Source organism: Paenibacillus paridis (assembly GCF_006345825.1).
In the GTDB taxonomy this organism is placed as follows: Bacteria; Bacillota; Bacilli; order Paenibacillales; family Paenibacillaceae; genus Pristimantibacillus; species Pristimantibacillus paridis.
Map to the genome: position 1 here is coordinate 88,107 of NZ_VCIX01000088.1, position 23,167 is coordinate 111,273.

The following is a 23,167-nucleotide window of genomic DNA, read 5'->3' on the forward strand; positions in this document are numbered from 1 at the left end:
TAGGATGAAATAGATCTAAAAAGTAGACCTAACCGAGCTAGTTGGCCCCAATTGAACGGTAACCGGGTGGTATGTGGAGAGGGATAGGTTGAACTTGATAAAAATGTTCCAGCGAATCGAGAAGATCGGCGTGGAGAACCGAAGTGTTCGTTATTACAGCCTTATTCTTACCTTTGCCTCCATGGTATCCGGCTGCAACCGCGATCGTAAAGTTGATCAGCTCGCGCAGCGCCGAAACTGTAATTTATTAGTTCAGCTTATCTAGATCTCAATTAGTTTTAAACGGATAGGTGGCTTCAGGCGGACGGCAAAGGTAAGTTTTCTGAATGGTAGGTATAAAAAAAGAAAACTAAATCAAGCAGTTTGGAGCGAAATGAGCGGCAGGGACTGGTCTGGTTAGCGAAACGTCACTCCTGTTAGATCATTTCAGCGTTCATGCAAAAGTTTTCTCTCCATGTAGATTAGATGGAATTTCTCCCGTTCATTTAACGGATATTAGGCTCGAGGGGCATTTAGATGGAATTAGCCCCGCTAATAGTTGAGAATATGCCGGAAAAGGGGGATACGCCTAAATTAACGGGACATTTTCCCACTAATTCAATCGTCAATTGAAAAGCGCTATTTTAGCAGGAGAAATTCCATCTAATTCGCATTCTTTCAAAAAAGCACACCAGAAAACGAAAGTAGATAACCGGGTTCGTTATCATTCTCGACTTAGCTGGAGCTTATCTAGTATAAGGAAAAATTAAATCATAGAAATGAGAGGGTATAGGATGGGGAAGTTAGGGTCTTTTGTTACTTTATTAGCGATGGCTGTGCTGGTTACCGCCTGCGGAGGAGGGAATAACGCTCCAGCGAGTACGAACGGCGCAACAAAAACGTCTGCTACAGAAAGCAGCTCGCCGGAGAAAGCGGATTTCAAGAAGCTTGGGGATGAGCCGCTGAAGCTGACGTTTTATTCGACGGGAGCAACCTTTACCGACGTGGAGTTCGAGGCGATGATCGCTGGTCCCATTCATGCGAAATATCCGAACGTGACGATTGAACGCATTACGCCGGCTGCGACTACGACGCCAGAGGAGGTCTTGTCTACACATGTGCCTGACATCATCTTCGGCAGCGTACAGCAGCGTGTCATCCGTACGGGTGTATATCAGGATTTAAGAGAGCTGATTCAAAAGCATCATTTTGACGAAAGCCGTCTGAAGCCGATTGGCTATGACTATATCAAGGACATAACGAAGGGCAAGGGTGACGCAGTGCTCGCTTTGCCGTTCAATATTAACCAGCATGTCCTTTATTATAACAAGGATATTTTTGATAAGTTTGGCGTTCCTTACCCCACCGAGAAGCAGTTGACTTGGGATGAAGCGGTCGAGCTCGGAACGAAGCTGACAAGAACCGAGAACGGCGTGAATTATATCGGGCTCGTCGTTGATAATTTAACAGGCCTATCCAAGTCGCTGGGCATTCCTTATCTTGACCGCGAGACTGGCCAGGCAGCGCTCGATACTCCGGAATGGCTGCGCGTGTTCGAGCTGCAGAAGAAAATTTTAGAAATACCGGGTTACGTGACGCCGGACGGCACATGGAACTGGACGCGGGACCATTTTATGAAGGATCAGAATATAGCCATTCGGGTATCTTGGCTGGCCAATATGGTTGGACCGCTTGAGGAGCTTCGCCAGCAGGGGGTGGAGTTTAACTGGGATATCGCCCCGGCTCCGAACTTCAGCGACCGTCTGGGCCATACGAGAGAAGCGCAAATTCACTCCATCGCGATCAACAGCCAAAGCCCGCATCAGGATGAAGCGTTTCAGGTTATCGCCGAAATTTTATCGGATGAGGGACAGCGAATTATTGCGAAAAACGGCCGCGTGCCGTCGATCATTAATCCGGAGCTGGAGAAGGACTACGGCGCTGAAATTCCTGTGCTGCAAGGCAAAACCGTTCAAAATGTATTCATTGGCGAGCCGATCCAAGAGCATTACATCCATCCCTACGAATCCAGTATTACCATACGTTTGACTGAGGCGGCGGAGGATCTTGCCATCCATGGGCTTGACGTTAATTCGGCTATCCGTAAAGCGACTGATGCGATCAATAAGGATGTTGAGACGCTAAAAACGACGATTGGCGAGTGATTAGATCTAACAACTGATAGTAAGCAAACGATTGAGCAGAAGCCAAGCAATGGATTTAATATCAAGCTTCAGAAAAGGGGAATGAAAATGAGTCAAGCTCAGCGCAGGCTTAACCTTAATGCTTTTTTGTTCGGGACCGGCCATCACGAAGCGTCTTGGCGGCTGCCAGAGGCCCAGCCGGACCGTAATCTCGATTTTCGGCACGTGCTGCAAATCGTACAGACGGCAGAACGCGGCCTAATGGACTCCGTCTTCTTGGCGGATGGCTATTCGGGACGGTCCAACAAGCTGGAGCCCTTCACGGAACTCGCTGCACTTGCCAGTAGAACGAAGCATATCGGATTGATCGCGACCGTAGGCACAACGTATAACGAGCCGTTTCATGTTGCGCGCAAATTCGCTTCTCTTGATCATATTAGCAAAGGGCGGGCGGGCTGGAACATTGTAACAGGCGCCGGATCGGCTGCCCATAACTTCGGCAGGGAGGAGCATCCGGACCATGCTTTGCGCTATGAAGAGGCGGATGAGTTCGTCGAGGTCGCCAAGCAGCTGTGGGACAGCTGGGAGGACGGGGCGGTTCTTAATGACAAGGAAACGGGCACTCTTGTGCTGAAGGACAAAGTCCATACGATCGACCACAAAGGCAAATATTATTCGGTGAAAGGCCCGCTCAATATTGCGCGTCCCCCGCAAGGCTATCCGGTGCTGGTGCAAGCGGGCTCCTCGGAGAGCGGTAAAGAATTCGCCGCAAAGGTGGCGGAGGTTATTTTTACCGCCCATCAGAGCATAGAAAGCGCACAAGCCTTTTATTCGGATGTCAAAAGCAGGCTACCGAAGTATGGCAGAACAGCTGCTGAACTGAAGATTTTGCCGGGGATTAGCCCGATTCTTGCCGATACGGCAGAGCAAGCGCGCGAAATTGAAAACGAGCTGTTCGAGTATGTGAACCATGACGGAGCGATCCGGCGATTATCCGAGCGCCTTGGCATCGATTTATCTGATTATCCGCTGGATCAGCCGCTTTCCCTTGCAGGCGTTCGGGAAACCAACGAGGTAAACGGAAACAAAAGCCGTCATCAGCTGATCCTTGATCTCGTTCGCCATGAGCATTTGACGCTGAAGCAGCTCATTAACCGTTTGGCGGGAGCAAGAGGGCATTTTACATTTACGGGAACGCCCCTTCAACTGGCCGATGTGATCGAGACCTGGTTTCTGAACGGGGCGGCGGATGGCTTCAATGTCATGCCCCAAATTTATCCGAGCGGCCTTGCGGCCTTTGTCGATCAGGTCATCCCGGAGCTGCAAAACCGCGGGTTGTTCCGCACGGAATATGAGGGAGCGACGCTGCGTGAAAACCTAGGTTTGAAGCGGCCGAAAAATAAACGATACGAGAGCAAGGCCGTATTTTGACACATCAAACAGCTGGATAGGCTAGACATTAAAGCTAGATAAATCGAAGCAGCAGCATACGAAGGGGAGAGAAACCGAATATGAAGAAATTTACTTTTGGCCTCATTATAATAGTCTTGCTTACCATGGTGACGGCATGCGCGGGCAAAAGCAATGCTCCGGCGAATACGAGCGGAGACAGCACGCAGAATACGTCAACCGATCAACCTGCGGAAACGCAGCAGGCGGATTTCAAGAAGCTTGGGGACGAGCCGCTGACGTTAACCTTTTTTAGCACGAGCGGCACCTTCCCTGATGTGGAGTTCAACACCTTAATCGCCGATCCCATTAAGAAAAAATACCCGAATGTGACGATTGAGCGGATTACGCCTGCGGCCACTACGACGAACGAGGAGGTGCTGTCCACGCATGTGCCGGACATCATTTATTCCTCTTCTTCCTCCCATCAACGGATCATCCGTACAGGAGCCTATGAGGATTTGCGGGAGCTGATCAAGCGCCACAATTTTGACGAAAGCCGGATTAAGCCGATTTTATATGATTACATCAAGGACATTACGAAGGACAAGGGCGGTGAGATTTATGCGATCCCGTTCAATGCCAATCAGCATGTTCTCTATTACAACAAAGATATTTTTGATAAATTTGGTGTACCGTACCCGGACGAAAAGCAGCTGACGTGGGATGAAGTGCTGGAGATCGCTGCCAAGCTGACCCGCACCGAAAACGGCGTGCATTATATTGGATTATCGGTCGATAATCTAACGGGCCTCTCCAAGGGCCTTGGGCTCTCGTATGTGGATCGCGAGACCGGCAATGCGGCGCTGGATACGCCGGAATGGCTGCGCGTGTTCGAGCTGAACAAGCGGATTTTTGAAATTCCGGGTTATGTGACGCCGGATAACACGTGGAACTGGGGACGCGACCAGTTTATGAAGGATCAGGTCATCGGCATGCGCGTGACGTGGCTTGCGAATATGGTCGGCCCGCTAGAGGAGCTGAGGCAGCAAGGCGTCGAGTTTAACTGGGACATCGCGCCAGCCCCGAACTTTAGCGACCAACTCGGCAAAACGAGAGAGGCTCAAATCCATTCCCTCTCCGTCAACAGCCAAAGCAAGCATAAGGATGAGGCGTTTCAGGTCATTGCTGAAATTTTATCCGATGAAGGACAAACGATTCTAGCTCGGAACGGACGAGTGCCTGCCGTGATTAATCCGGAGCTGGAGAAGGAGTACGGCCTCGACATTCCGGTGCTTCAGGGCAAATCGGTGCAAAACGTGTTTATCGGCGAGCCGCTGCAGGAGCACTATATCCATCCGTATGAGCTTGAAATTACGACTCGTCTTACGGAAGCAGCTGAGGATTTGGCCATCAACGGGCTTGATGTGAATTCGGCGATCCGGAAGGCGACGGATGCGATTAACAAAGACGTCGAGACGTTAAGGACGACGCTCGGCGACCAATAAGATAAGCAGGCTCAGGCAAAGGTGCAGCGCTTAGGCGGCCCCTTTGCTTTGTGCTGTGTAATTTTATACCCATGCCAAGCATGCTCATAGGCCACTACGCCAAGAGCTCCTTATGCTTGCATATTCGAGTGGACCATCACAGAAAAAAAAGAGCAAGCCGACTAGGATGTCGCTTGCTCCCGATTAATGGAATGAACAAGATGGGGAATGATCGAGCGGCAGGCCTGGCGCAGCCCGGCAATAAAGCCGAAGGCGGGACCGTGTGTATGCGAGGCCAGCGGACCGACAAAATATAGTCCGGGAATGCTGCTCTCGAATTGAGCATTAAGCAGAGGGAAGCCGTGGAAACCGTCAGCTTCTCTTTGAATGGATTGGAGCAAGCTGTCCGGCAGAAAGGGAACCTGATCGAGATGGATTCGGTAGCCGGTAGCGGAAATGACATGATCGACGAGCCTCGTTTGCTTGTTTGCCAGCGTTAGCAGCGCTTTGCCCCCGTCAGTCGCCTCGGCACTCGCCAAGGCTGCTCCGCCGGTGATGGGGAGCTTGCCTTCTACATAGGGGCGCAGAAACGGGGCGACACTGCTTTGGCGCGGCGCATGCCATCTCTCCTGCTTCCGCTCCAGCGGCAAGGAATAGAATTGCTCGGCGATATCGAGCAGCCGCTGGCCGGATGCCGTATTGTCCTCGCCGGCAAACTGAACCGCATCACGCCTGAAGAGAAGCTCGGTCTCGCTGCCAGCCATATGGAGCAGTCCTGCGGCCTCCCATGCGCTTTGGCCACTTCCGATGACGGCTACTTTCTTGCCTACAAAACGGTTAAAATCCGTATGGCCGAACGTATGGGAGAGAAGCTCGGGAGGAAGTCCGCGCAGTACTTCGGGGATATAGCTGTAATGCTGCAAACCGGTTGCGATGATGGCGTGTTTGGCTTCGTAGCAATAGCCTTCGTTCGTCATAACCCGGAAGCCTGCCGGTATGGAATCAACCTGGTCGACGAGCTGACGCGTAAACACCACCCCTGTTTGCCGTGCAAACCAGAAGGCGTAATCAACAAAATGCGGCCGGGGAAACGGAGAACGCTGCGGAGTGCCAGTCTCGCGGCAATAGCGTTCGATAGTGAAAGCATCATCTTTATCCGAGAAGCTGATGTACCTAGGATTCGTTCGGATAAACATATTTTGAGGCATTTGTTCACTCCAGAAATGCATCGGATTTCCGAGCAAAACGTACGAAATCCCACTCGCAGCAGCATGTGCGGCGAGGGAAATGCCGTACGGGCCGGCGCCGATAATGATCATATCAACCAAGTGTATCTCCTCCTAGCCTCTTAGTTCTGGATTTATACCGAGCATTATACTAGGGATAATTAGGATTACAATACTTTTTATTTTAAAAAAAGAACAAACTGGATAAAGAGGCGCGAGTAAAACGGGAGAAGCATTGACAAAAAAATGAATACGTGATAAATTTTTGGTGACATTTTCGCACTAAGTTTCTTGGAATAATAGGAATTAATAATCTACCGGACAACCGGGGACGACAGTTAACTGTGTCTCCGGTTTTTTTGTGTAAAAAATGAGAGGGATGAACGCATGAATGACGTTATTGAGTTGTTGAAAAAGCACCGCTCGATTCGGAAATACAAGCCGGAACCGATCCCACAGCAGGAGCTGGAGCAAATTTTGCTAGCTGGCCAAGCCGCATCGACCTCCTCCAACATTCAAGCCTACAGCGTGATCGCGGTAACTGATCCGGAGCGGAAGCGTAAGTTCGCAGAGCTTGCGGGAAACCAGCAGCAAATCGTGGAAAGCCCGGTATTTCTCGTATGGTGCGCGGACTTGAACAAGATTCATATCGCAACCAACCTGCACGAGGACGTAGAGCTGCAGCAAAATGTGGAGCTGTTCCTTCTTGGGACCATTGATGCAACGCTGGCAGCTCAAAATGCGACCATCGCGGCCGAGTCCCTTGGTTACGGGATGGTCTACATCGGCGGTATTCGCAACAACCCGCAGGGAGTTACCGATTTGCTGGAGCTGCCACCGCTAGTCTATCCGGTATTCGGCATGTGTGTCGGCATTCCCGATCAAGAGCCCGATATTCGGCCGCGCCTACCGCTTGCTGCCATTTATCACCAAGAGGTATACAAGAAGGATGGTCTAGAGCAGGAAATAAACGCTTATGACGAGACCACGCGTGTCTATTACGCCACCCGTAAGGGCGGAGGCAAAGGCGGGGAGCAGGAGACCAAATGGTCCCGCGAAATGCTGCGAAGGTTCAAGTCGAACAGGCTGAGAGAACATTTGCATGATTTTCTGACCGGACAGGGCTTTAGATTAAGGTAATACGCTAATCGTCGCGGATAGCCAAGCTGCCCACATCGAGCGCAAGGAGGAGACTTAAGCATGAGTAAGATAGATGAGATTGAACCGGAGTTTGGCTGGTATATGCCAACTAGGGGAGACGGGCCGTATGTCGGCGTGAAATCGGCGCGAGTCGTGGATACTGCCTATCAAATCAAGGTAGCCCAAGCGGTGGAGGAGGCCGGTTATACGTTCGCGCTTATTCCGACCGGCGGCAATTGCTCGGATGCTTGGATCGTAGGAGCAACGCTTGCGGCCCATACGAAAATATTCAAGCCGCTGGTCGCGATGCGTCCCGGGCTGATTGCTCCGGCTCTTGCCGCCCGCATCGGGGCAACGCTGGACGAGGTGACCGGCGGGCGTGCGTTAATCAATATCGTAACGGGAAGCTCGCCCGCCGATATGCTGTCGATGGGAGACGAGCTGGCCTTCGATAAGGACGCGCGCTATGAGCGGACGCTTGAATACATCAAGGTCGTAAAGCAGCTCTGGATCAACTCCGCTGCCGAGCGCGGCGACCAACTGCTCGCTGCGCATGATGCCTTTAAGCATATTGAACCGTTTGACCATAACGGAAAATATTTTCGGCTTGAAGGCGGCGTAAGCTATCCGCCCCCAGTGCAGCGTCCGCATCCTCCATTCTACTTTGGAGGCAGCTCTGCCGCCGCCAAAAAAACAGCGGCAGAAATTGCCGATGTCTACCTGATGTGGGCGGAGCCGCTGGATTGGATCAAGGAACAGATCGCTGAGGTTGAGCATCACCGGAGGAATCTGCTTGATTCCGAGGGCATAGACCGCAGCATCCGATACGGCCTGCGCGCGCAGGTCGTCATCCGCGAAACGGAAGAGGAAGCCTGGGCTGCCGCAAGGCTGATTGTCAGCCGCATCGAGCCGCAAGTCAAGCAGGGGCTCGAAGGCCAGGTGTTCTACAATCTCTCGGCCGGGCAGCAGCGGCAAAACGAGCTTAAGAAGCTGGCTGAAGCAAATGATTATGTCATTGGGCCTAATTTTTGGGCGGGGCTCGCTCAAGTGCGAGGAGGCGGAGCGATGGCCTTCGTCGGGACGCCGGAGCAGGTAGCCGACAGGCTGCTGGAGTACGTGGACATCGGCATTACGTCCTTTATTTTATCGGGCTATCCGAACTTGGAGGAAGCGACCGCATCCGGCCATGCGCTGCTTCCCGTCTTCCGCGAGAAGTGGCAGAAGCGGAAGCAGGCGGCCGCCGTATAAGCAGAATTCCTAAACCAACGTTAGGCATCGCAGATTGCTAAAGTGAAGGACACAACTGAAATGTTCTCAGATAACCGACCGGACGACCGGAGATTTGGCTTTTTATCGTAGGCCGAGTCTCCTTTTTTTATGGCAGAAAAGAAAAAGGGGCTGACAAAATGAGCGAGGAAACAAAGGATAAGAAGGCGCATTTTAACGTGTTTCTGCGGGGGGCGGGACATCATGCAGCGGCATGGAAGCACCCGGCTTCTAGCCCGAAAGAAGATTTGGACCTGGATTATTACGCCGGCATAGCCAGAATTGCCGAGAGAGGGCTGTTCGATTCTTTGTTTACCGCGGATAACTACTCAGGCCTCGGCAGGCGGCTTGAGCCGTTCACGCTGCTCGCCGGGCTGGCTGCGCTGACGAAGCATGTGGGTTTAATTGCAACGGTAAGCACCACGTACAATGATCCCTTCCATGTAGCGCGGAAGTTCGCTTCGCTCGATCACATCAGCAAGGGGAGGGCCGCATGGAATATCGTCACTGGCCACTCGCAGGCGGATGCGGAAAACTTCAATAAGCCCGAGCATCCCGAGGTCACGAAGCGCTATGAGATCGCCGATGAATTCGTCGAGGTCACGAAGCAGCTTTGGAACAGCTGGGAAGAGGATGCGCTCATCTATGACCGGGAAGCGGAAGTGACGCTGGATACGAGCAAGGTATACGAGATTAACTTTAAAGGCAAATACCATTCGGTGAAGGGCCCGCTCAATATTCCGCGTCCGCCGCAGGGTTTTCCCGTACTCGTGCAGGCAGGGTCCTCGGAGAGCGGCAAAGAGCTTGCGGCCAAAAACGCGGACGTCATCTTTACAGCGCAGCAAACGCTGGGCGCGGCGAAGGAGTTTTATGCGGATGTAAAAGGAAGGCTGGCGACGTACGGGCGCTCGTCCGACCAGCTCCTCATTATGCCGGGGCTCAGTCCGATCGTAGCCGACACGGAAGCGGAGGCCCGCGATATCGAGGATGAATTTAATGCCTTGCTGAACACGAAGCAGTCGCTGAAGCGGTTGTCGAATTATTTCACGGTGGATCTGTCGGAGTATCCGCTCGACAGTCCGGTCCCTATTGATAAGGCGAAGCCTTATGGCACCATTACAAGCGGCATCACCAGCCGCCAAGAGGTGGTGGTGGATGCGGCAAAGCGAGACAAAATGACGATCCGCCAGTTCCTTGCCCGGAGCGCCGCGGGTCACGGGCATGTGTCCTTTACCGGATCGGTTATCCAGACGGCTGATTTTATTGAGAGCTGGATTCGCGGCAGCGGGGCGGATGGCTTTAATATTTTGCCTCACATTTATTACAGCGGCTTTGAGACCTTCGTGGATAAGGTCATTCCAGAGCTGCAAAACCGCGGCTTGTTCCGAACCTCTTATGAAGGCAAGACGCTTCGCGAGAACCTTGGGCTCGACAAGCCCGAGAACAGCCACAAAGCGATATGGGCTTTGGGCAAAGCCGAGGAGAAGCTGAAAGCAAACAACGGTTAAGCACTGCGAGTAAACGGTGCAGGATGGTGGCAATACGTGCAACGGATCTAAAAAAGGAGGATTTTATAATGACAGTAAACTATCGGAATCTGGGCGCAAGCGGCTTGAAGGTCAGCAGTATCAGCCTTGGGAGCTGGTTAACCTACGGGGGCTACGTGGAGCGGGAAAATGCAGTGAAATCCATTGAGGCTGCGTATGATTTAGGCGTGAACTTCTTCGATACCGCAAATGTATACGCAAAGGGTGAAGCGGAGAAGGTGGTCGGCGAGACCCTGCGCGCTTATCCGCGCGAATCCTACGTGCTTGCAACGAAAGTATTCGGCAAAATCGGCGACGGGCCTAACGACCGCGGCTTGTCCCGCAAGCATGTGATCGAATCGGCGAATGCGAGCCTGAAGCGTCTGGGACTGGAGTATGTGGACGTATTTTATAGCCACCGCTTCGATACGGAGACGCCGCTAGAGGAGACGCTGCGGGCGTTCGAGGATTTGGTCCGCCAGGGCAAGGTTCATTACGTAGGAGTCAGCGAATGGACGGCGGCGCAGATTTCGGAAGCTTTCGCCATTGCCGACAAGTATTTGCTGGATCGCATCGTTGTAAACCAGCCGATCTATAACTTGTTCGAGCGTTACATCGAGAAGGAAATTATCCCGCTTGGCCTGAAGAAAGGTTTTGGCCAAGTGGTATTCTCGCCGCTGGCCCAAGGGCTGCTAACGGGCAAATACTCGGCAAACAGCCAAGTGCCGGATGAATCGCGTGCGGCTAAGCATGAGAACTTTAAAAACAAAATTACAGAGGAGAAGCTAGCTAAGGTCGAGAAGCTCAAAGCCATTGCAGCCGAGCTGGAAATTACGGTAGGCCAGCTGTCGCTAGCTTGGATATTGCGGCAGCCTAACGTATCCAGCGCATTGGTCGGTGCAAGCCGTCCGGAGCAGGTGGAAGAAAACGTGAAGGCATCGGGCATCGTGCTGGGTGAGGGCACGCTAGCGCGCATTGCGGAAGTGATTGATCAGGCTCCCGTTGCTTCAAGAGGGAATTTCTAATATATTCTGGACTTATATTGCGACAAAATCCAGTAAAGTACGATTATTTACTGGATTTTGTCATGGGAAAAATCAGGCTGCGCCAGTAAGCTAGGGGCTCTAAGAGGTGATGAGGGGCCCTCTTCCGCAACAAGTAATTGCCAATTAACGATATATCGTATAGAATTCATATTAATACGATATATCGTTAACGGAGGAGATTATGGCATGACGAAAGAATGGCAGCCAGAGGAACAATTGTTTTTGCATCACGTTCATGAGAGGGAGAGCAGAGGCTCGGGGAGGCGCTATTTTAGCCGCGGCGGCGTGAAATATGCATTGCTGGCGCTGCTGGAGCAAGAGAGCATGCATGGCTATCAGATGATGAAGGCGCTGGAGGATCAATCCGGCGGCACCTACAAGCCAAGCGCAGGCTCGATTTATCCGACCTTGCAGATGCTGAGGGACCAGGGCTTTGTCGAATCCTCAAAGCAGGACGGCAAGAAGGTATTTGAGATTACGGACGACGGCAGAGCTTATTTGCTCGAGGAGAAGGACAATGACGGGAACGAGCCTGAACGGCGCGAGTGCGCAGAGCGGGAGGCGGAGGAGGATGGCGCCCACTTCGAGCGTCGCAAGCCGAATCGCCGCTTGACACCGGCAGGCAAGGAGCTGCTTCATTTGCTGAAGGCGGCAGAACGCGCTGCGGTTGCCGACAGCGGCAAAGCAGAGGAACTGCGCATATTGCTCGGTGAGCTTCGGCTATCGCTTCGCCAGATTTTGGAGGGTACGGCAGGCGGCAGCGAAGAGGGTGAGCGAATATGAGCGAGCGCAACAATTCCGCTCCCGCTTATCGGCCGGGCGGGGGCATGGGCGGGATGAGGAAATTTGGGAACGGGGAGAAGGTGAAGCCTGCCCGCATTCTCGATATGTTCGTGCGCGTCTACACCCATGCTCGGCTGCAATGGCCGCTGCTGCTTGCGGCGGTCGTCTGCGTCATCGCGATCTCGCTGCTCGAATTTATCGTTCCGCAACTAACGCGAATGACCATTGACCATATCATTCCGAATAAGCAGTTTGGCAAGCTGTTTCTGATCGGTGGAGGTGTGCTCGGTGCTGCGCTTGCGCTTGGTGCGCTGCGCTACATCAGCACGTCGCTTATGGCCTCCATCGGTCAAAAGGTACTCTATAACCTTCGCAACGATTTATATCGTCATATGCAAAGCCTTGATGTTTCATTCTTCGACCGCAACCGCACCGGCGACCTGATGTCGCGGGTCACGAACGACGTAAGCATTCTTCAGCAAATGATCTCCTCCAGCATGATGCAATTATTTACCGACTTTTTCACCTTTACGGCGATTGCCGTCTATATGCTATGGATTGATTGGAAGCTAACGGTGCTGCTGCTGGCAACTTTTCCGTTCATGATTCTGACGACCCGTTTATTTGGCAAAAAAATGCGTGCCTCGTTCCGGACGGTTCAGGAATCCGTGGCTGATGTGAGCGACCATTTGCAAAATACGCTGACGGGCATACGTCTAATTAAATCGTTTACCGCAGAGGCCTACGAGTCGGATCGTTTCTCCGAGCGCACCCAGCGGAACATGGATGCGAATATTCAGGTGACCCGCTTAAGGGCGGCTTATGAACCTATCATAGATTTTCTTAATTATCTCGGTCTGGCCATCGTGCTCGTGTTCGGAGCATGGCTGGCGATGAATGACCAGATGACGGTTGGCACGATCGTCGCTTTTATTGCCTACTTGCGGCTGCTGCAAAATCCGATTCGCCATTTCAGCCGCATTATTAACACCATCCAGCAATCGGCTGCTGCTTACGAACGCATCATGGAGGTTATGAATACAGAGGCGGAAATTGTAGAGAAGAAGGATGCGAAGCGATTGCCGCAAGCGAGCGGCCATATCGTGTTCGATCACATCCATTTTGCTTATTCAGGCGATTCGACCATACTGAGCAACTTTTACCTAGAGCTTGAAGCGGGCAAGGTGACCGCGCTTGTCGGTTCATCCGGTTCGGGGAAAACGACGATCGCGAGCCTGATTGCCCGGTTTTACGATCCGCAGTCGGGCGATATAACGATTGACGGCTACTCGCTTAAGGACGTAACGCTTGCCTCCCTTAGAGAGCAAATCGGTATCGTCTCCCAAGATGTCGTTTTGTTTAATGGAACGATAGGCGAGAATATCCGCTACGGCAACCAAGAGGCTTCGCACGAGGAGGTCGTCGCCGCGGCGCAAGCAGCCAATGCAGCCGGGTTCATCGATTCATTCCCGCTTGGCTACGACACTCCGATCGGTGAGCGCGGCGTAAAGCTCTCCGGCGGGCAGAAGCAGCGGCTTTCCATCGCCAGAGCAATTTTGAAAAACCCGCAGATTATTATTTTGGATGAGGCAACGGCCTCGCTTGATACCGAGTCAGAGCAATACATTCAGGAGGCGCTGGCTCTGCTGCTTCAAGGCCGCACTTGCCTTGTTATCGCGCATCGGCTGTCGACGATACGCCAGGCCGATCGGATATATGTGCTCGAGCAAGGACGGATTGCAGAGAGCGGAACGCATGACGAGCTGCTGCAGCTGCAAGGCCGTTACCATGAGCTGTATGAATTGCAATTTCCGCAAACGCAGGAAGCGTAACCCCAATCTTTTAGACGAGGAAGTGATCCTTTATTGAGACCCAAAAGAATACTCGCTGATTTTTTTCGGAAAACATGGCATTTTTACCTGATCTCGATTCTGTTCCACTTGGTCGCCAACGTCATTAACGTTTTTTATCCGAAGGTGCTGGGAGACTTTACGGATAAACTGGAGCAAGGCTTATTAACCGGCGGTTTGGTTGTTGATTTCAGCTTGCTGCTTTTGGTGATTGGCGTTGGTCACGTACTGTTTAATGGCCTCGCGATGTATCTGATTATGTATGTGGGCAGACGGTTTGAATACATGGTTCGGCAAGGCTTATTTCGACATTTTACGGCTATGGGCGAGCGATTTTATTCGAAAAACGGCGTCGGCAAGCTGCTCAGCTATTTTATGAACGATGTTACGGCGGTGCGGGAGTCCATCTCCATGGGCGTAAACTCAACGGCGAACGCAACGATGATGCTCGTGGCGGCCGTTACGATGATGCTGTTCATTCATATTCCTTATTATTTAATATTGGCATCGATATTTCCGCTCTTGCTCATTCCGATCATCGTCGTTTATTTAGGGCCGATTATTAGAAAGAGATCGATGGAGGTACAAGAAGCGCTCGGTACGATGACAGAAACAGCTGAGGAGCAGTTCGGGGGCATCCGCGTAACGAAAAAATTCGCCGTGGAAGACATCATGAACGAGCGCTTCGGAAAAACCGTCGATCAAATTCGGCATCACCAGCTGCGGCTCGTGCGCGTGTCGTCTTTTTTTCAGGCGCTGATTCCGTTTCTTGGGGCGATTTCCCTTATCGTCGCTCTGGCCTTCGGCGGCTATCTCACCCTTACCAAGCAGATTACGTTAGGCAATTTCGTTGCGCTAACGCTATATATTCGAATGCTGATGAATCCGCTTCAGCAAATCGGAAATGTCATTAATACGATTCAGCGCTCGCGTGCTTCGCTGGATCGCCTGAACGGCTTGTTAGCCCAGCGCTCGGATATTGCAGAGCCTGAGCATGCCAAGACGGTCAACTTGACCCAAGCGGGCATTAGCGTCCGGAACTTGTCTTTTCGCTACGACGAGGCTTCAAACCCCGTGCTTAAAAATATTAGCCTGAGCGTTAAGCCAGGTACGACTCTTGGCATTATCGGGCGTACGGGCAGCGGCAAAACCACCTTAATGAAGCTGCTGCTGCGCACCTATGATCCGCCGCCGGGCACTATTATGTACGGCAGCACGGATGTACGGGAAATGTCGCTGGAGAGCCTGCGTACACAGATCGCGTACGTGCCGCAGGACGGATTTTTGTTCAGTACGACGATCAGGGAAAACATTGCTTTCTCCGACAGGGAGCGGGAGCTTGATGCGGTCGAGGCTGCAGCTAAGCATGCCCAGATCTACGACAACATCGTCGATCTGCCAAATAAATTCGAAACGAGGCTCGGCGAGCGAGGCTTGACGCTTTCGGGCGGCCAGCGCCAGCGGACCAGCCTTGCGCGAGGCATCATAAAGGATGCTCCGGTCATGCTTCTTGATGATAGCGTCAGCGCTGTCGACGCGGTCACGGAGAAGGATATTATTGACGCGATTCAGACGCAGCGCAGCGGCAAGACGACGATTATCATCGCGCACCGCATCAGCGCAATTAAGCACGCCGATGAAATCATCGTGCTCGATGAAGGCGAGATTGTGCAGCGCGGCAAGCATACGGAGCTATTGGAGCAGCAAGGACTCTATGCGACGCTTCATGCGATACAGGAGGAGGGGAGTCAACATGCGACCGGCACAAGCCATTCATAATTGGCAGGCGGATCAGAAAGGCGATCCCAATATGCCCGAACAGAAGCCAGAGTATATATCGGCCTTCCGTACGCTTTCCGGCTACGCTAGACCGCATCTGTGGTCCTTTATTGGCGTGTTTTGCTGCACGCTGATTGCGATTTTATCGGATTTGCTGCAGCCTTTTTTAATGAAAATTGCGTTTGACGATCATTTATTTACAGGCAAAGCGGAATATAAAGGCTTGCTCACGATCTGTATCGTATATTTAGGCTTATCCTTATCGAGCTTTCTGTTTACCTATCTGCAAAGCAATCTGCTGCAAAATATCGGGCAGAGTATTGTGTCCCGGATCCGCAAGCAGCTATTTGGACACATTTTGAAGCAGTCTATGCGCTATTTCGACCGGATGTCGAGCGGCAGCCTGATCACCCACGTATCGAGCGATACGGAGGCGCTTAACCAGTTTTTTAATCAGGTGCTGCTTAGCCTTTTCCGGGATGGGCTGACGCTGATCTTCATCATCGTGCTCATGTTTCAGCTGGATACGAAGCTTGCGCTGTACTGCTTGATTTTGCTGCCGATGATATGGTTTATTGCCATCGCCTTCCGCTCGTTTATGCGCACGACCTACCAGATTGCGAGAACGAGATTGTCGCGTATGGTCGCATTTGTAGCTGAGAACTTGTCTGGCATGAACCTGGTGCAGGTGTTCCATCAGCAGAAGGAGCAGCAGAAGCAATTCGACGAGCGCAATGGCCTTTATTTCAAAGCCAATCTTCGGGAAATACGGACGAATGTCGTTTTTGGCCGGACCTTTGATATATTGAGCAACTTGTCCGTTGCGCTGGTTGTCTGGATCGGCGGGCATGCGGTGCTTGGCAAACAGCTGGAGTTTGGCGTATTGTATGCGTTCATCACATATATCCGCCAGTTTTTTCAGCCGATTAATACGATTACCCAGCAGTGGAACACGCTGCAATCGGCAACGGTTGCGATTACGAGAATATGGAGCGTGTTCGCCAATAAGCCCGACGTTACGGACCGGTTGCAAGAGCCTGTCGATTTGCAAAAAACGGAAGACGGCGAAGAAGCCGACGAGCGTCAGGCCACGCTATCGGGCATTCACTTGGAGCAGGTGAAGGGGCGGATTGATTTTGATCGCATCTCTTTCTCCTATGAGGAAGGCATTCCCATCATCCGGGATTTGGATTTGCATATTAATTCGGGCGAGCTCATTGGCGTCGTGGGAACGACCGGGGCAGGCAAAAGCTCGTTGATCAGCTTGTTATGCCGTTTCTATGATGTGAAGGAAGGCAGCATCCGAATTGACGAGACCGATGTCCGCGATATCCCGCAAGCCACGCTTCATCGTCTTATTGGGTTGGTGCAGCAGGAGCCGTATCTGTATTCCGGCAGCATTATCGAGAATGTCCGGATGTTCGACGATTCGATTTCCCGCGAGGAGGTTATTCACGCCTGCGAATTTGTGGGAGCGGATGCGATTATCGCGAAGCTGAAAAACGGCTACGATACGAAGCTTTCCGAGCGCGGCAGCGGCTTGTCCGCGGGAGAGCGCCAGCTGATTTCTTTTGCGAGAATAATCGTGTTCAAGCCTAAGGTGCTAATTTTGGATGAGGCGAGCGCCAATCTCGATTCCCATACTGAGCAGCTGATTCAGAATGCGCTTCAAGTGGTGTCGCAGGACCGGACGACGATTGTCATTGCGCACCGGCTGTCAACGATTATGCAGGCAGACCGCATTATTGTCATGAGCCATGGCGAGATCGTGGAGCAGGGCAATCATCAGGAGCTACTGGAGCATGACGGACATTATAAAGAGCTGTATGAGCACTCGCAGGGCAACGTTGCTGTCTAGCGAGCAGGCTTAACCGATATCGGCACGCGCCGCAAGGCCTTTAACATATAGGAGGTAGGGAAGATGAGTCTCGTAGTCGATAATATTACCGATTTAATTGGAAACACTCCGCTCGTGCGTTTGAAAAATGTAGTGCCGGAGGGCAGCGCGGAAATTTTGCTGAAGCTGGAATTTTTTAACCCGGGCAGCAGCGTGAAGGACCGCATTGCGATCAGCATTATCGAGGAGGCGGAGCGCGAAGGCAAGCTGAAGCCGGGCGATACGATAATTGAAGCGACAAGCGGCAATACGGGCATTGGCATTGCCTTGGTCGCGGCGGCGAGAGGCTACAAGGCGATTCTGGTCATGCCGGAGACGATGAGCTTGGAGCGCCGCAACCTGCTGCGCGCCTATGGCGCGGAGCTTGTGCTGACGCCGGGGCCTGAAGGCATGAAGGGCGCCATCCGGACGGCGCAGGAGCTGCAGGCGAAGCATCCGGACTATTTTCCGGCGCTGCAATTCGATAATCCCGCCAATGCGAAGATCCACCGCGAAACGACTGGCCCTGAAATCGTCAGGGCTATCGAGTCGCTCGGCGGCAGTTTGGACGGCTTTGTGGCGGGCGTTGGCACAGGCGGTACCATTACGGGCGCGGGCGAAGTGCTGCGCGAACGCTTCCCGCATATTCATATTGCGGCGGTGGAGCCCGCCGCTTCTCCAGTATTATCCGGCGGGCCGCCGGGTCTGCATAAGATTCAGGGCATTGGCGCAGGCTTCGTCCCGTCCATTCTGGACACGGACGTCTATAACGAAATCATCCAAGTCAGCAACGAGGATGCTTTTGAGACGGCAAGAAGAGTGGCGAAGGAGGAGGGGATCCTCGGCGGCATTTCCTCCGGCGCAGCCATATTCGCAGCAGTTCAACTAGCCCAGAAGCTCGGTACAGGCAAGCGCGTAGTCGCTATCATACCGAGCAACGGCGAGCGCTACCTGTCAACGGTGCTCTACCAGCAGGAGCAGCAGCTGTAAGGAGGAACATGCTTTAGCGCTAGTACGCAGGTATAGTTTAGTTTAAAGTCTAGTTTGCTGCCCCTTCGCTTATGCTGCTTCTGCGCTTCATACCAGGTTTGCTAGTCAACTGCGTCTGCGATGAGGTAACGGTGGTTGGCTGGTTGTTAAGTAGCTGCGATTGAACTTAGGTGGCTGGCAGTAGGTTAGTAGTGAAGCTGCGTTTGTACTGAGGTGGCGGTAGGTTCGTGGTTGAGCTGCGTTTGTACTTAGGTGAGGTAGATTATTGATGAGGCTACGCTTGTAGGTAGATAATAGTAAGTTAGTCGAGAAGATATGTTTACACAAGAGAGTAAACGGCTTGTTGAGAAGTTGCGTCTGTATTGTTTTGTAGATAAGGCTATGGTGGATTTACAGATAAGTGCTGTAATTTTGCGGCGTACCTCATTGTTTCTGGTTTCAAGTAACCCGTTATGAATAATATTATATGTGTATCACTAATTAATGTACGAGGCTGTCCCAGTAAGGCTAATCGCCTGTGGGGACAGCCTTTCTTCTTGTGTCTCAAAGGTCACACCATTGGAAGAAATAGGTCTAAAAAATAGATCTAAATCCGCTCCATTCGGTAAAATGAGCACCAAAACGCCGCATCTCAGGGAAATAGATCTAAAAAATAGATCTATTTCATCTGAATCTGGCCGATTGGAAGAAATAGGTCTAAAAAATAGATCTAAATCAGCTCCATTCGGTAAAATGAGCACCAAAACGCCGCATCTCAAGGAAATAGATCTAAAAAATAGACCTATTTCATCTGAATCTGCCCGATTGGAAGAAATAGATCTAAAAAGTAGACTTAACTCAGCACAGCCTAATCTATGGCGGTTCATAAGCCTGGCTAGCGGGCTGAGAAAGGATAACTTCATCCGGAAACGGATGGGATGAAATGCTAATCAATCAGAAATTAGAATAGAAGTGTCGCATGATGAAACTTAGGCATATACAAAGGTATTTTTGAAGGGTCAGTGACTATCGATTCGGCAAAGAAAGTTACTCTCAGACGAGTGAAGGAACATTGGCTCTGACCATCATAACTCCTTATTATCATCAGTTGAAGGAGAAGAGCCCCTTATTAAACCGATGCTTGCCTAACCGTGTGCGAAACTATTAAAATGAGTGAAGCGATCAAAGAACGATGAAGACTTGTGTCTAATCAGTTTATGTTCCTCATGCTTACCAGACTATTTAATAGAAAGAAGCAGATGCAGCAATGAGTATTTTCCTTCACATCCTGATGTCGAATGTGCTTCCGATGGTTATTATGATCGGCCTTGGCATCGTGATTCAGCGGGCGTTCAAACTGGATATCAAAACGCTATCGAAGCTCAATTTTTATTTATTTTCTCCGGCGATCATGTTTAATTTGCTGTACAAAACGGATATCTCCGCTTCTGTCATTGGAAAGGTGTTATTTTTCTTCATTTTGTTTATGGTTGCGCAGTATTTGATTGTCGAAGCGGTCATTCGGCTGAGAAGCTACCAGCCCAGCATGAAAAGCGCAATGCGCAACAGCGTCCTGTTTTATAACAGCGCGAATTACGGCATACCGCTCAATCAGCTCGCTTTTGCAGGAAACGAGAAAACGCTTGCCATACAGGTGCTCATTATGATGATGCAATCCCTTATCCCAAACACTTATGGCATCTATAACGTAAACGCCCATAAAGCGGATATGCGGACCATTATGCGAACCATTCTGTCCATGCCGATTATTTATGTCATTCCAATTGCTTTCCTATTAAGAGGGTTTGAGGTTGCCATTCCGCAGCCGATTGCGACGCCGCTCGGTTATCTTTCGGATGCGTTTATCGGTACCGCGCTTATTACGCTCGGGGTTCAGCTAGGCAATATGGAGTGGAAAATCAAACGCTCGCTGCTCATCGACGTGAGCATTTCGGGTATACTGAGGCTTGTTGCCGGACCGCTGCTCGCATGGTTGATCGTATGGCTGATGCAAATGAACACACTGCTTGGAATCGACAAGCTGACCGCAGCCGCGCTAATCGTCTCCTCCGCCGTGCCAACTTCGCTCAGCAGCGTATTGCTGGCAGTTGAGTTCGACAACGAGGCAGAATTCGCCTCACAATCGGTGTTTGTATCTACGATAATAAGCATCCTCACGGTGACGGCTGTTATTTTTTTCTTGCAGCTTGATATTTAATAGAAGCTAAAGCCTTCGAACCTTTTTAAGGAGCGAAGGCTTTTTTCTATGAAATCTACGGCTATCAGGCGTGAAGAAGCGAATGAGAGGGAGGGGGGGATTGAGGTTTATTTTGTGGAAGCCATAGCTTTCATGCGGAAAATGCGGCTAGGAGAAAGCAACGTTTGGGTAGGAACTGAAAACCTCGTGCAGGGGTCGATTGAGGACCTTGCTAATTTTATGAAGATAGAAACTCGCACGGACTGCCCTGCCCATTAAGCAATGCCCTTTAACTCAAAAAGCGGGTTACGATAGTTATGAGGCGGTCTTCTCGTGTGAAATGAAACGGAGATTAAATGGAATTTCTCCTGCTAAAATAGCCTTATTGGATTGGAATAGATAATAGAAGGAATTTATCCCGTTAATCTAGCTATTTTCATTGAGATTCGTCTGATTCCTTGAAATTAACAGGATGAATTCCAGGTAAATGGAAAAATCGGTAGGAATTCAGAAGATTAGAGGGAAAAATTCCATCTAAACTAACTAGAGACTAGAGGTAACTAAATAGAGACCAGCGATAACTAAATAGAGACTAGAGATTACTAATTAGAGACCATAGATAACCCAATGTTTTACTCCAACATACTCATTATATGACCCCCAAGAATATTACCTTCACCACAAGTCGTTTACGCCATTGAATAGAAAAAATAGATAGTCTTGTGCAGACGGCTGGACGGGGTTAAAATGGAAAAAGATACAAATGTAAACGTTTTATTGGAAATGGAGGTTTACCGTCAGATGCTGCCAACCACGCATGATATCATTCATGCAAGCGCTTTAAAGAGAACGTTCGGACGCGGTACCGGAGCTGTAACCGTATTAAAGGGCGTGGATATAGCAATTCCGTCTGGCAAGCTGATTGCGTTCAAGGGAAGATCCGGTTCGGGCAAGACAACGCTAATCAATTTGTTAAGCGCGCTGGACCGTCCGACCGAGGGCCAGATTACGTTTGCCGGGCGAGATCTGACGGCTATGTCCAATCAAGAGCGCGATATGGTGCGACGCAAGGAAATGGGCTTGATTTTTCAATCCTTCGCACTCATACCGCTCATGTCCGCCTATGAAAACGTAGAGTTTATATTAAGAGTCGCGGGAATGGCGGCTAATGGCCGCAAGGAAGCGGCAGTTGAAGCGCTGGAGCAAGTAGGCTTAAAAACAAGAATGCATCATCGCCCATTTGAGCTCTCCGGCGGGGAGCAGCAGCGGACTGCAATTGCTAGGGCGATTGCCCATAAGCCCAAGCTTCTGCTTGCTGACGAGCCAACCGCTGAGCTTGACAGCCGTACGGGCTTGCAAATCATGAAGGTGTTCCGTGATTTGGTTGAGTCGGCAGGCATGACGATTATTATGACCACCCATGATCCTGCCATTATGGAAATCGTTGACCATGTGTATGAACTGGAGGATGGACAAATTGTCGCAAAAGCTTAAGCCGCTGCTAGGCTGGTCATTCGCGCTGCTTATTAGCGCCTCATTAACAGGCTGCTCCCTGCTTCCAGCCGAGGAGAGCGCTTTGAAGCCGCCGCTTGTGAAGCCGGCGCAAGAGAACTATCGGACCGTTACCGTAGAGAAGGGAACGATCACACAGGATATTAAAGGAAGCGGCAGCCTGGAATCGACGAAATCGGAAATCGCGCAGTTTACAGGGCAAGGCGGACGCATTGCGAAAATGACGGTAACCTCAGGGGCAAAGGTTAAAAAGGGCGATGTGCTCGTTCAGTTGAACGTGGATGGCCTCGATATTCAGTTAAAGGAGCAGCAGCTATCGGTTGCCAAAGCGAAGCTCTCCTTTAAGCAGGCGAAATTAGGCGGCGATAGCGATGCCATTGATATTGCCCAGCTGCAGATGGAAATTGAAAATTTAAAGCTGGATCGGTTAATGAGCACCTTTAACAGTAAACAGCTTGTAGCCGGAATGGATGGCCAGGTAACCTTTGTCGAGGATTTGGACGAAGGGGATTTTGTCGAGCCCTATCAGACGTTAGTGATGATTTCTGACCCAAGCCAGCTGCGCGTCGCACTGCGGGTCGAGTCAGGCGCCGAAATAACGAGCGTGGATGTCGGGTTTCCTGCCAAAGTCATCTTCGGCTCCCAAGAGTTTGAAGGGAAAGTGGTTCAGACGCCTTCTTCCGCTCCAACGACGATGAACGAGCAGCTTCGGGATCGCTATTCCAAAACGCTGTTTATTGAGGTGCCTAAAGTACCGGCGGATGCTTCAATTGGAGCATTTGCAGATGTCATTATTGTTCTGCAGCAGCGCGATGATATTTTGAAAATTCCGCGGAGCGGCGTACGCAGCTTTCTTGGCCGGACCTTCGTAAGAACGCTGGAGGACGGCAACAAAATTCGCGAAATCGATGTGGAAACGGGCATTAAAGGATCAACGGAGATTGAGATCACGAAGGGATTGGAAGAGGGCGCAATAGTCGTGCTGCAATAATTTTTGC

17 protein-coding genes are annotated in these 23,167 nt (G+C 51.2%); 16 read left to right on the plus strand and 1 reads right to left on the minus strand.

The features are described 5' to 3' along the window. Positions 1-88 precede the first annotated feature (88 nt). The 4 genes from FJQ58_RS32365 to FJQ58_RS17570 all read left to right on the plus strand — a co-directional run bounded on the left by FJQ58_RS32365 (position 89) and on the right by FJQ58_RS17570 (position 5,020). Positions 89-265: a hypothetical protein gene (locus FJQ58_RS32365; RefSeq protein ID WP_162341542.1), complete on the plus strand. Its 177-nt coding sequence runs from the start codon at positions 89-91 to the stop codon at positions 263-265. A gap of 508 nt (positions 266-773) precedes the next feature. Beyond that, on the plus strand, positions 774-2,144 hold the full coding sequence (locus FJQ58_RS17560; protein WP_162341544.1) for an ABC transporter substrate-binding protein: 1,371 nt from the start codon (positions 774-776) through the stop codon (positions 2,142-2,144). Between the two features lie 87 nt (positions 2,145-2,231). Beyond that, positions 2,232-3,554 carry an LLM class flavin-dependent oxidoreductase gene (locus FJQ58_RS17565; RefSeq protein WP_139995752.1) on the plus strand — a complete coding sequence of 441 codons (1,323 nt, stop codon included), beginning with the start codon at positions 2,232-2,234 and terminating at the stop codon, positions 3,552-3,554. An 80-nt stretch (positions 3,555-3,634) separates the two neighbouring features. Then, the gene (locus FJQ58_RS17570; protein WP_139995754.1) at positions 3,635-5,020 is read left to right on the plus strand and encodes an ABC transporter substrate-binding protein; all 1,386 of its coding nucleotides are present in this window, start codon (positions 3,635-3,637) and stop codon (positions 5,018-5,020) included. Positions 5,021-5,181: 161 nt separating this feature from the next. Here FJQ58_RS17570 and FJQ58_RS17575 read toward each other — a convergent pair whose 3' ends face one another. Then, entirely contained in the window at positions 5,182-6,318 is a 1,137-nt protein-coding gene (locus FJQ58_RS17575; protein WP_238404155.1) for an NAD(P)-binding domain-containing protein, read from the minus strand. Between the two features lie 294 nt (positions 6,319-6,612). Between FJQ58_RS17575 and nfsA the strand changes: the two genes are divergently transcribed. The 12 genes from nfsA to FJQ58_RS17635 all read left to right on the plus strand — a co-directional run bounded on the left by nfsA (position 6,613) and on the right by FJQ58_RS17635 (position 23,160). Next, complete coding sequence (gene nfsA, locus FJQ58_RS17580; RefSeq protein ID WP_139995758.1) at positions 6,613-7,365, plus strand: oxygen-insensitive NADPH nitroreductase; 753 nt, start codon at positions 6,613-6,615, stop codon at positions 7,363-7,365. Positions 7,366-7,425: 60 nt separating this feature from the next. Next, positions 7,426-8,613 carry an LLM class flavin-dependent oxidoreductase gene (locus tag FJQ58_RS17585; protein ID WP_139995760.1) on the plus strand — a complete coding sequence of 396 codons (1,188 nt, stop codon included), beginning with the start codon at positions 7,426-7,428 and terminating at the stop codon, positions 8,611-8,613. Positions 8,614-8,771: 158 nt separating this feature from the next. After that, positions 8,772-10,139, plus strand: coding sequence for an LLM class flavin-dependent oxidoreductase (locus tag FJQ58_RS17590; protein WP_139995762.1), 1,368 nt, complete (start codon positions 8,772-8,774; stop codon positions 10,137-10,139). 68 nt (positions 10,140-10,207) lie between these two features. Next, on the plus strand, positions 10,208-11,182 hold the full coding sequence (locus tag FJQ58_RS17595) for an aldo/keto reductase family protein (RefSeq protein WP_139995764.1): 975 nt from the start codon (positions 10,208-10,210) through the stop codon (positions 11,180-11,182). Positions 11,183-11,389: 207 nt separating this feature from the next. Beyond that, on the plus strand, positions 11,390-11,986 hold the full coding sequence (locus tag FJQ58_RS17600; protein ID WP_139995766.1) for a PadR family transcriptional regulator: 597 nt from the start codon (positions 11,390-11,392) through the stop codon (positions 11,984-11,986). Then, complete coding sequence (locus FJQ58_RS17605) at positions 11,983-13,818, plus strand: ABC transporter ATP-binding protein (protein ID WP_238404126.1); 1,836 nt, start codon at positions 11,983-11,985, stop codon at positions 13,816-13,818. The genes FJQ58_RS17600 and FJQ58_RS17605 overlap by 4 nt, the downstream gene beginning before the upstream one ends. Before the next feature lie 33 nt (positions 13,819-13,851). Next, positions 13,852-15,615, plus strand: coding sequence for an ABC transporter ATP-binding protein (locus tag FJQ58_RS17610; RefSeq protein ID WP_139995768.1), 1,764 nt, complete (start codon positions 13,852-13,854; stop codon positions 15,613-15,615). Then, positions 15,590-17,473, plus strand: coding sequence for an ABC transporter ATP-binding protein (locus tag FJQ58_RS17615; RefSeq protein ID WP_139995770.1), 1,884 nt, complete (start codon positions 15,590-15,592; stop codon positions 17,471-17,473). The genes FJQ58_RS17610 and FJQ58_RS17615 overlap by 26 nt, the downstream gene beginning before the upstream one ends. A gap of 63 nt (positions 17,474-17,536) precedes the next feature. Next, a complete protein-coding gene (cysK, locus tag FJQ58_RS17620) occupies positions 17,537-18,481 on the plus strand; it encodes a cysteine synthase A (protein ID WP_139995771.1) in 945 nt (314 codons plus the stop codon). Between the two features lie 1,246 nt (positions 18,482-19,727). Next, a complete protein-coding gene (locus FJQ58_RS17625) occupies positions 19,728-20,678 on the plus strand; it encodes an AEC family transporter (RefSeq protein WP_139995773.1) in 951 nt (316 codons plus the stop codon). 762 nt (positions 20,679-21,440) lie between these two features. Further along, a complete protein-coding gene (locus tag FJQ58_RS17630; protein WP_420799850.1) occupies positions 21,441-22,151 on the plus strand; it encodes an ABC transporter ATP-binding protein in 711 nt (236 codons plus the stop codon). Then, positions 22,135-23,160: an efflux RND transporter periplasmic adaptor subunit gene (locus FJQ58_RS17635; protein ID WP_162341546.1), complete on the plus strand. Its 1,026-nt coding sequence runs from the start codon at positions 22,135-22,137 to the stop codon at positions 23,158-23,160. Before FJQ58_RS17630 ends, FJQ58_RS17635 begins: the two co-directional genes overlap by 17 nt. Positions 23,161-23,167: the final 7 nt, after the last annotated feature.

What these genes read in the sequence shown, in the direction of transcription:
- cysK (WP_139995771.1), top strand. Translation starts at nt 17,537, where the DNA reads ATGAGTCTCGTAGTCGATAATATTACCGATTTAATTGGAAACACTCCG.
- FJQ58_RS17605 (WP_238404126.1), top strand. Translation starts at nt 11,983, where the DNA reads ATGAGCGAGCGCAACAATTCCGCTCCCGCTTATCGGCCGGGCGGGGGC.
- FJQ58_RS17570 (WP_139995754.1), top strand. Translation starts at nt 3,635, where the DNA reads ATGAAGAAATTTACTTTTGGCCTCATTATAATAGTCTTGCTTACCATG.
- nfsA (WP_139995758.1), top strand. Translation starts at nt 6,613, where the DNA reads ATGAATGACGTTATTGAGTTGTTGAAAAAGCACCGCTCGATTCGGAAA.
- FJQ58_RS17585 (WP_139995760.1), top strand. Translation starts at nt 7,426, where the DNA reads ATGAGTAAGATAGATGAGATTGAACCGGAGTTTGGCTGGTATATGCCA.
- FJQ58_RS17565 (WP_139995752.1), top strand. Translation starts at nt 2,232, where the DNA reads ATGAGTCAAGCTCAGCGCAGGCTTAACCTTAATGCTTTTTTGTTCGGG.
- FJQ58_RS17590 (WP_139995762.1), top strand. Translation starts at nt 8,772, where the DNA reads ATGAGCGAGGAAACAAAGGATAAGAAGGCGCATTTTAACGTGTTTCTG.
- FJQ58_RS17600 (WP_139995766.1), top strand. Translation starts at nt 11,390, where the DNA reads ATGACGAAAGAATGGCAGCCAGAGGAACAATTGTTTTTGCATCACGTT.
- FJQ58_RS17615 (WP_139995770.1), top strand. Translation starts at nt 15,590, where the DNA reads ATGCGACCGGCACAAGCCATTCATAATTGGCAGGCGGATCAGAAAGGC.
- FJQ58_RS17630 (WP_420799850.1), top strand. Translation starts at nt 21,441, where the DNA reads ATGGAGGTTTACCGTCAGATGCTGCCAACCACGCATGATATCATTCAT.
- FJQ58_RS17595 (WP_139995764.1), top strand. Translation starts at nt 10,208, where the DNA reads ATGACAGTAAACTATCGGAATCTGGGCGCAAGCGGCTTGAAGGTCAGC.
- FJQ58_RS17560 (WP_162341544.1), top strand. Translation starts at nt 774, where the DNA reads ATGGGGAAGTTAGGGTCTTTTGTTACTTTATTAGCGATGGCTGTGCTG.
- FJQ58_RS17575 (WP_238404155.1), bottom strand. Translation starts at nt 6,318, where the DNA reads ATGATCATTATCGGCGCCGGCCCGTACGGCATTTCCCTCGCCGCACAT.
- FJQ58_RS17625 (WP_139995773.1), top strand. Translation starts at nt 19,728, where the DNA reads ATGAGTATTTTCCTTCACATCCTGATGTCGAATGTGCTTCCGATGGTT.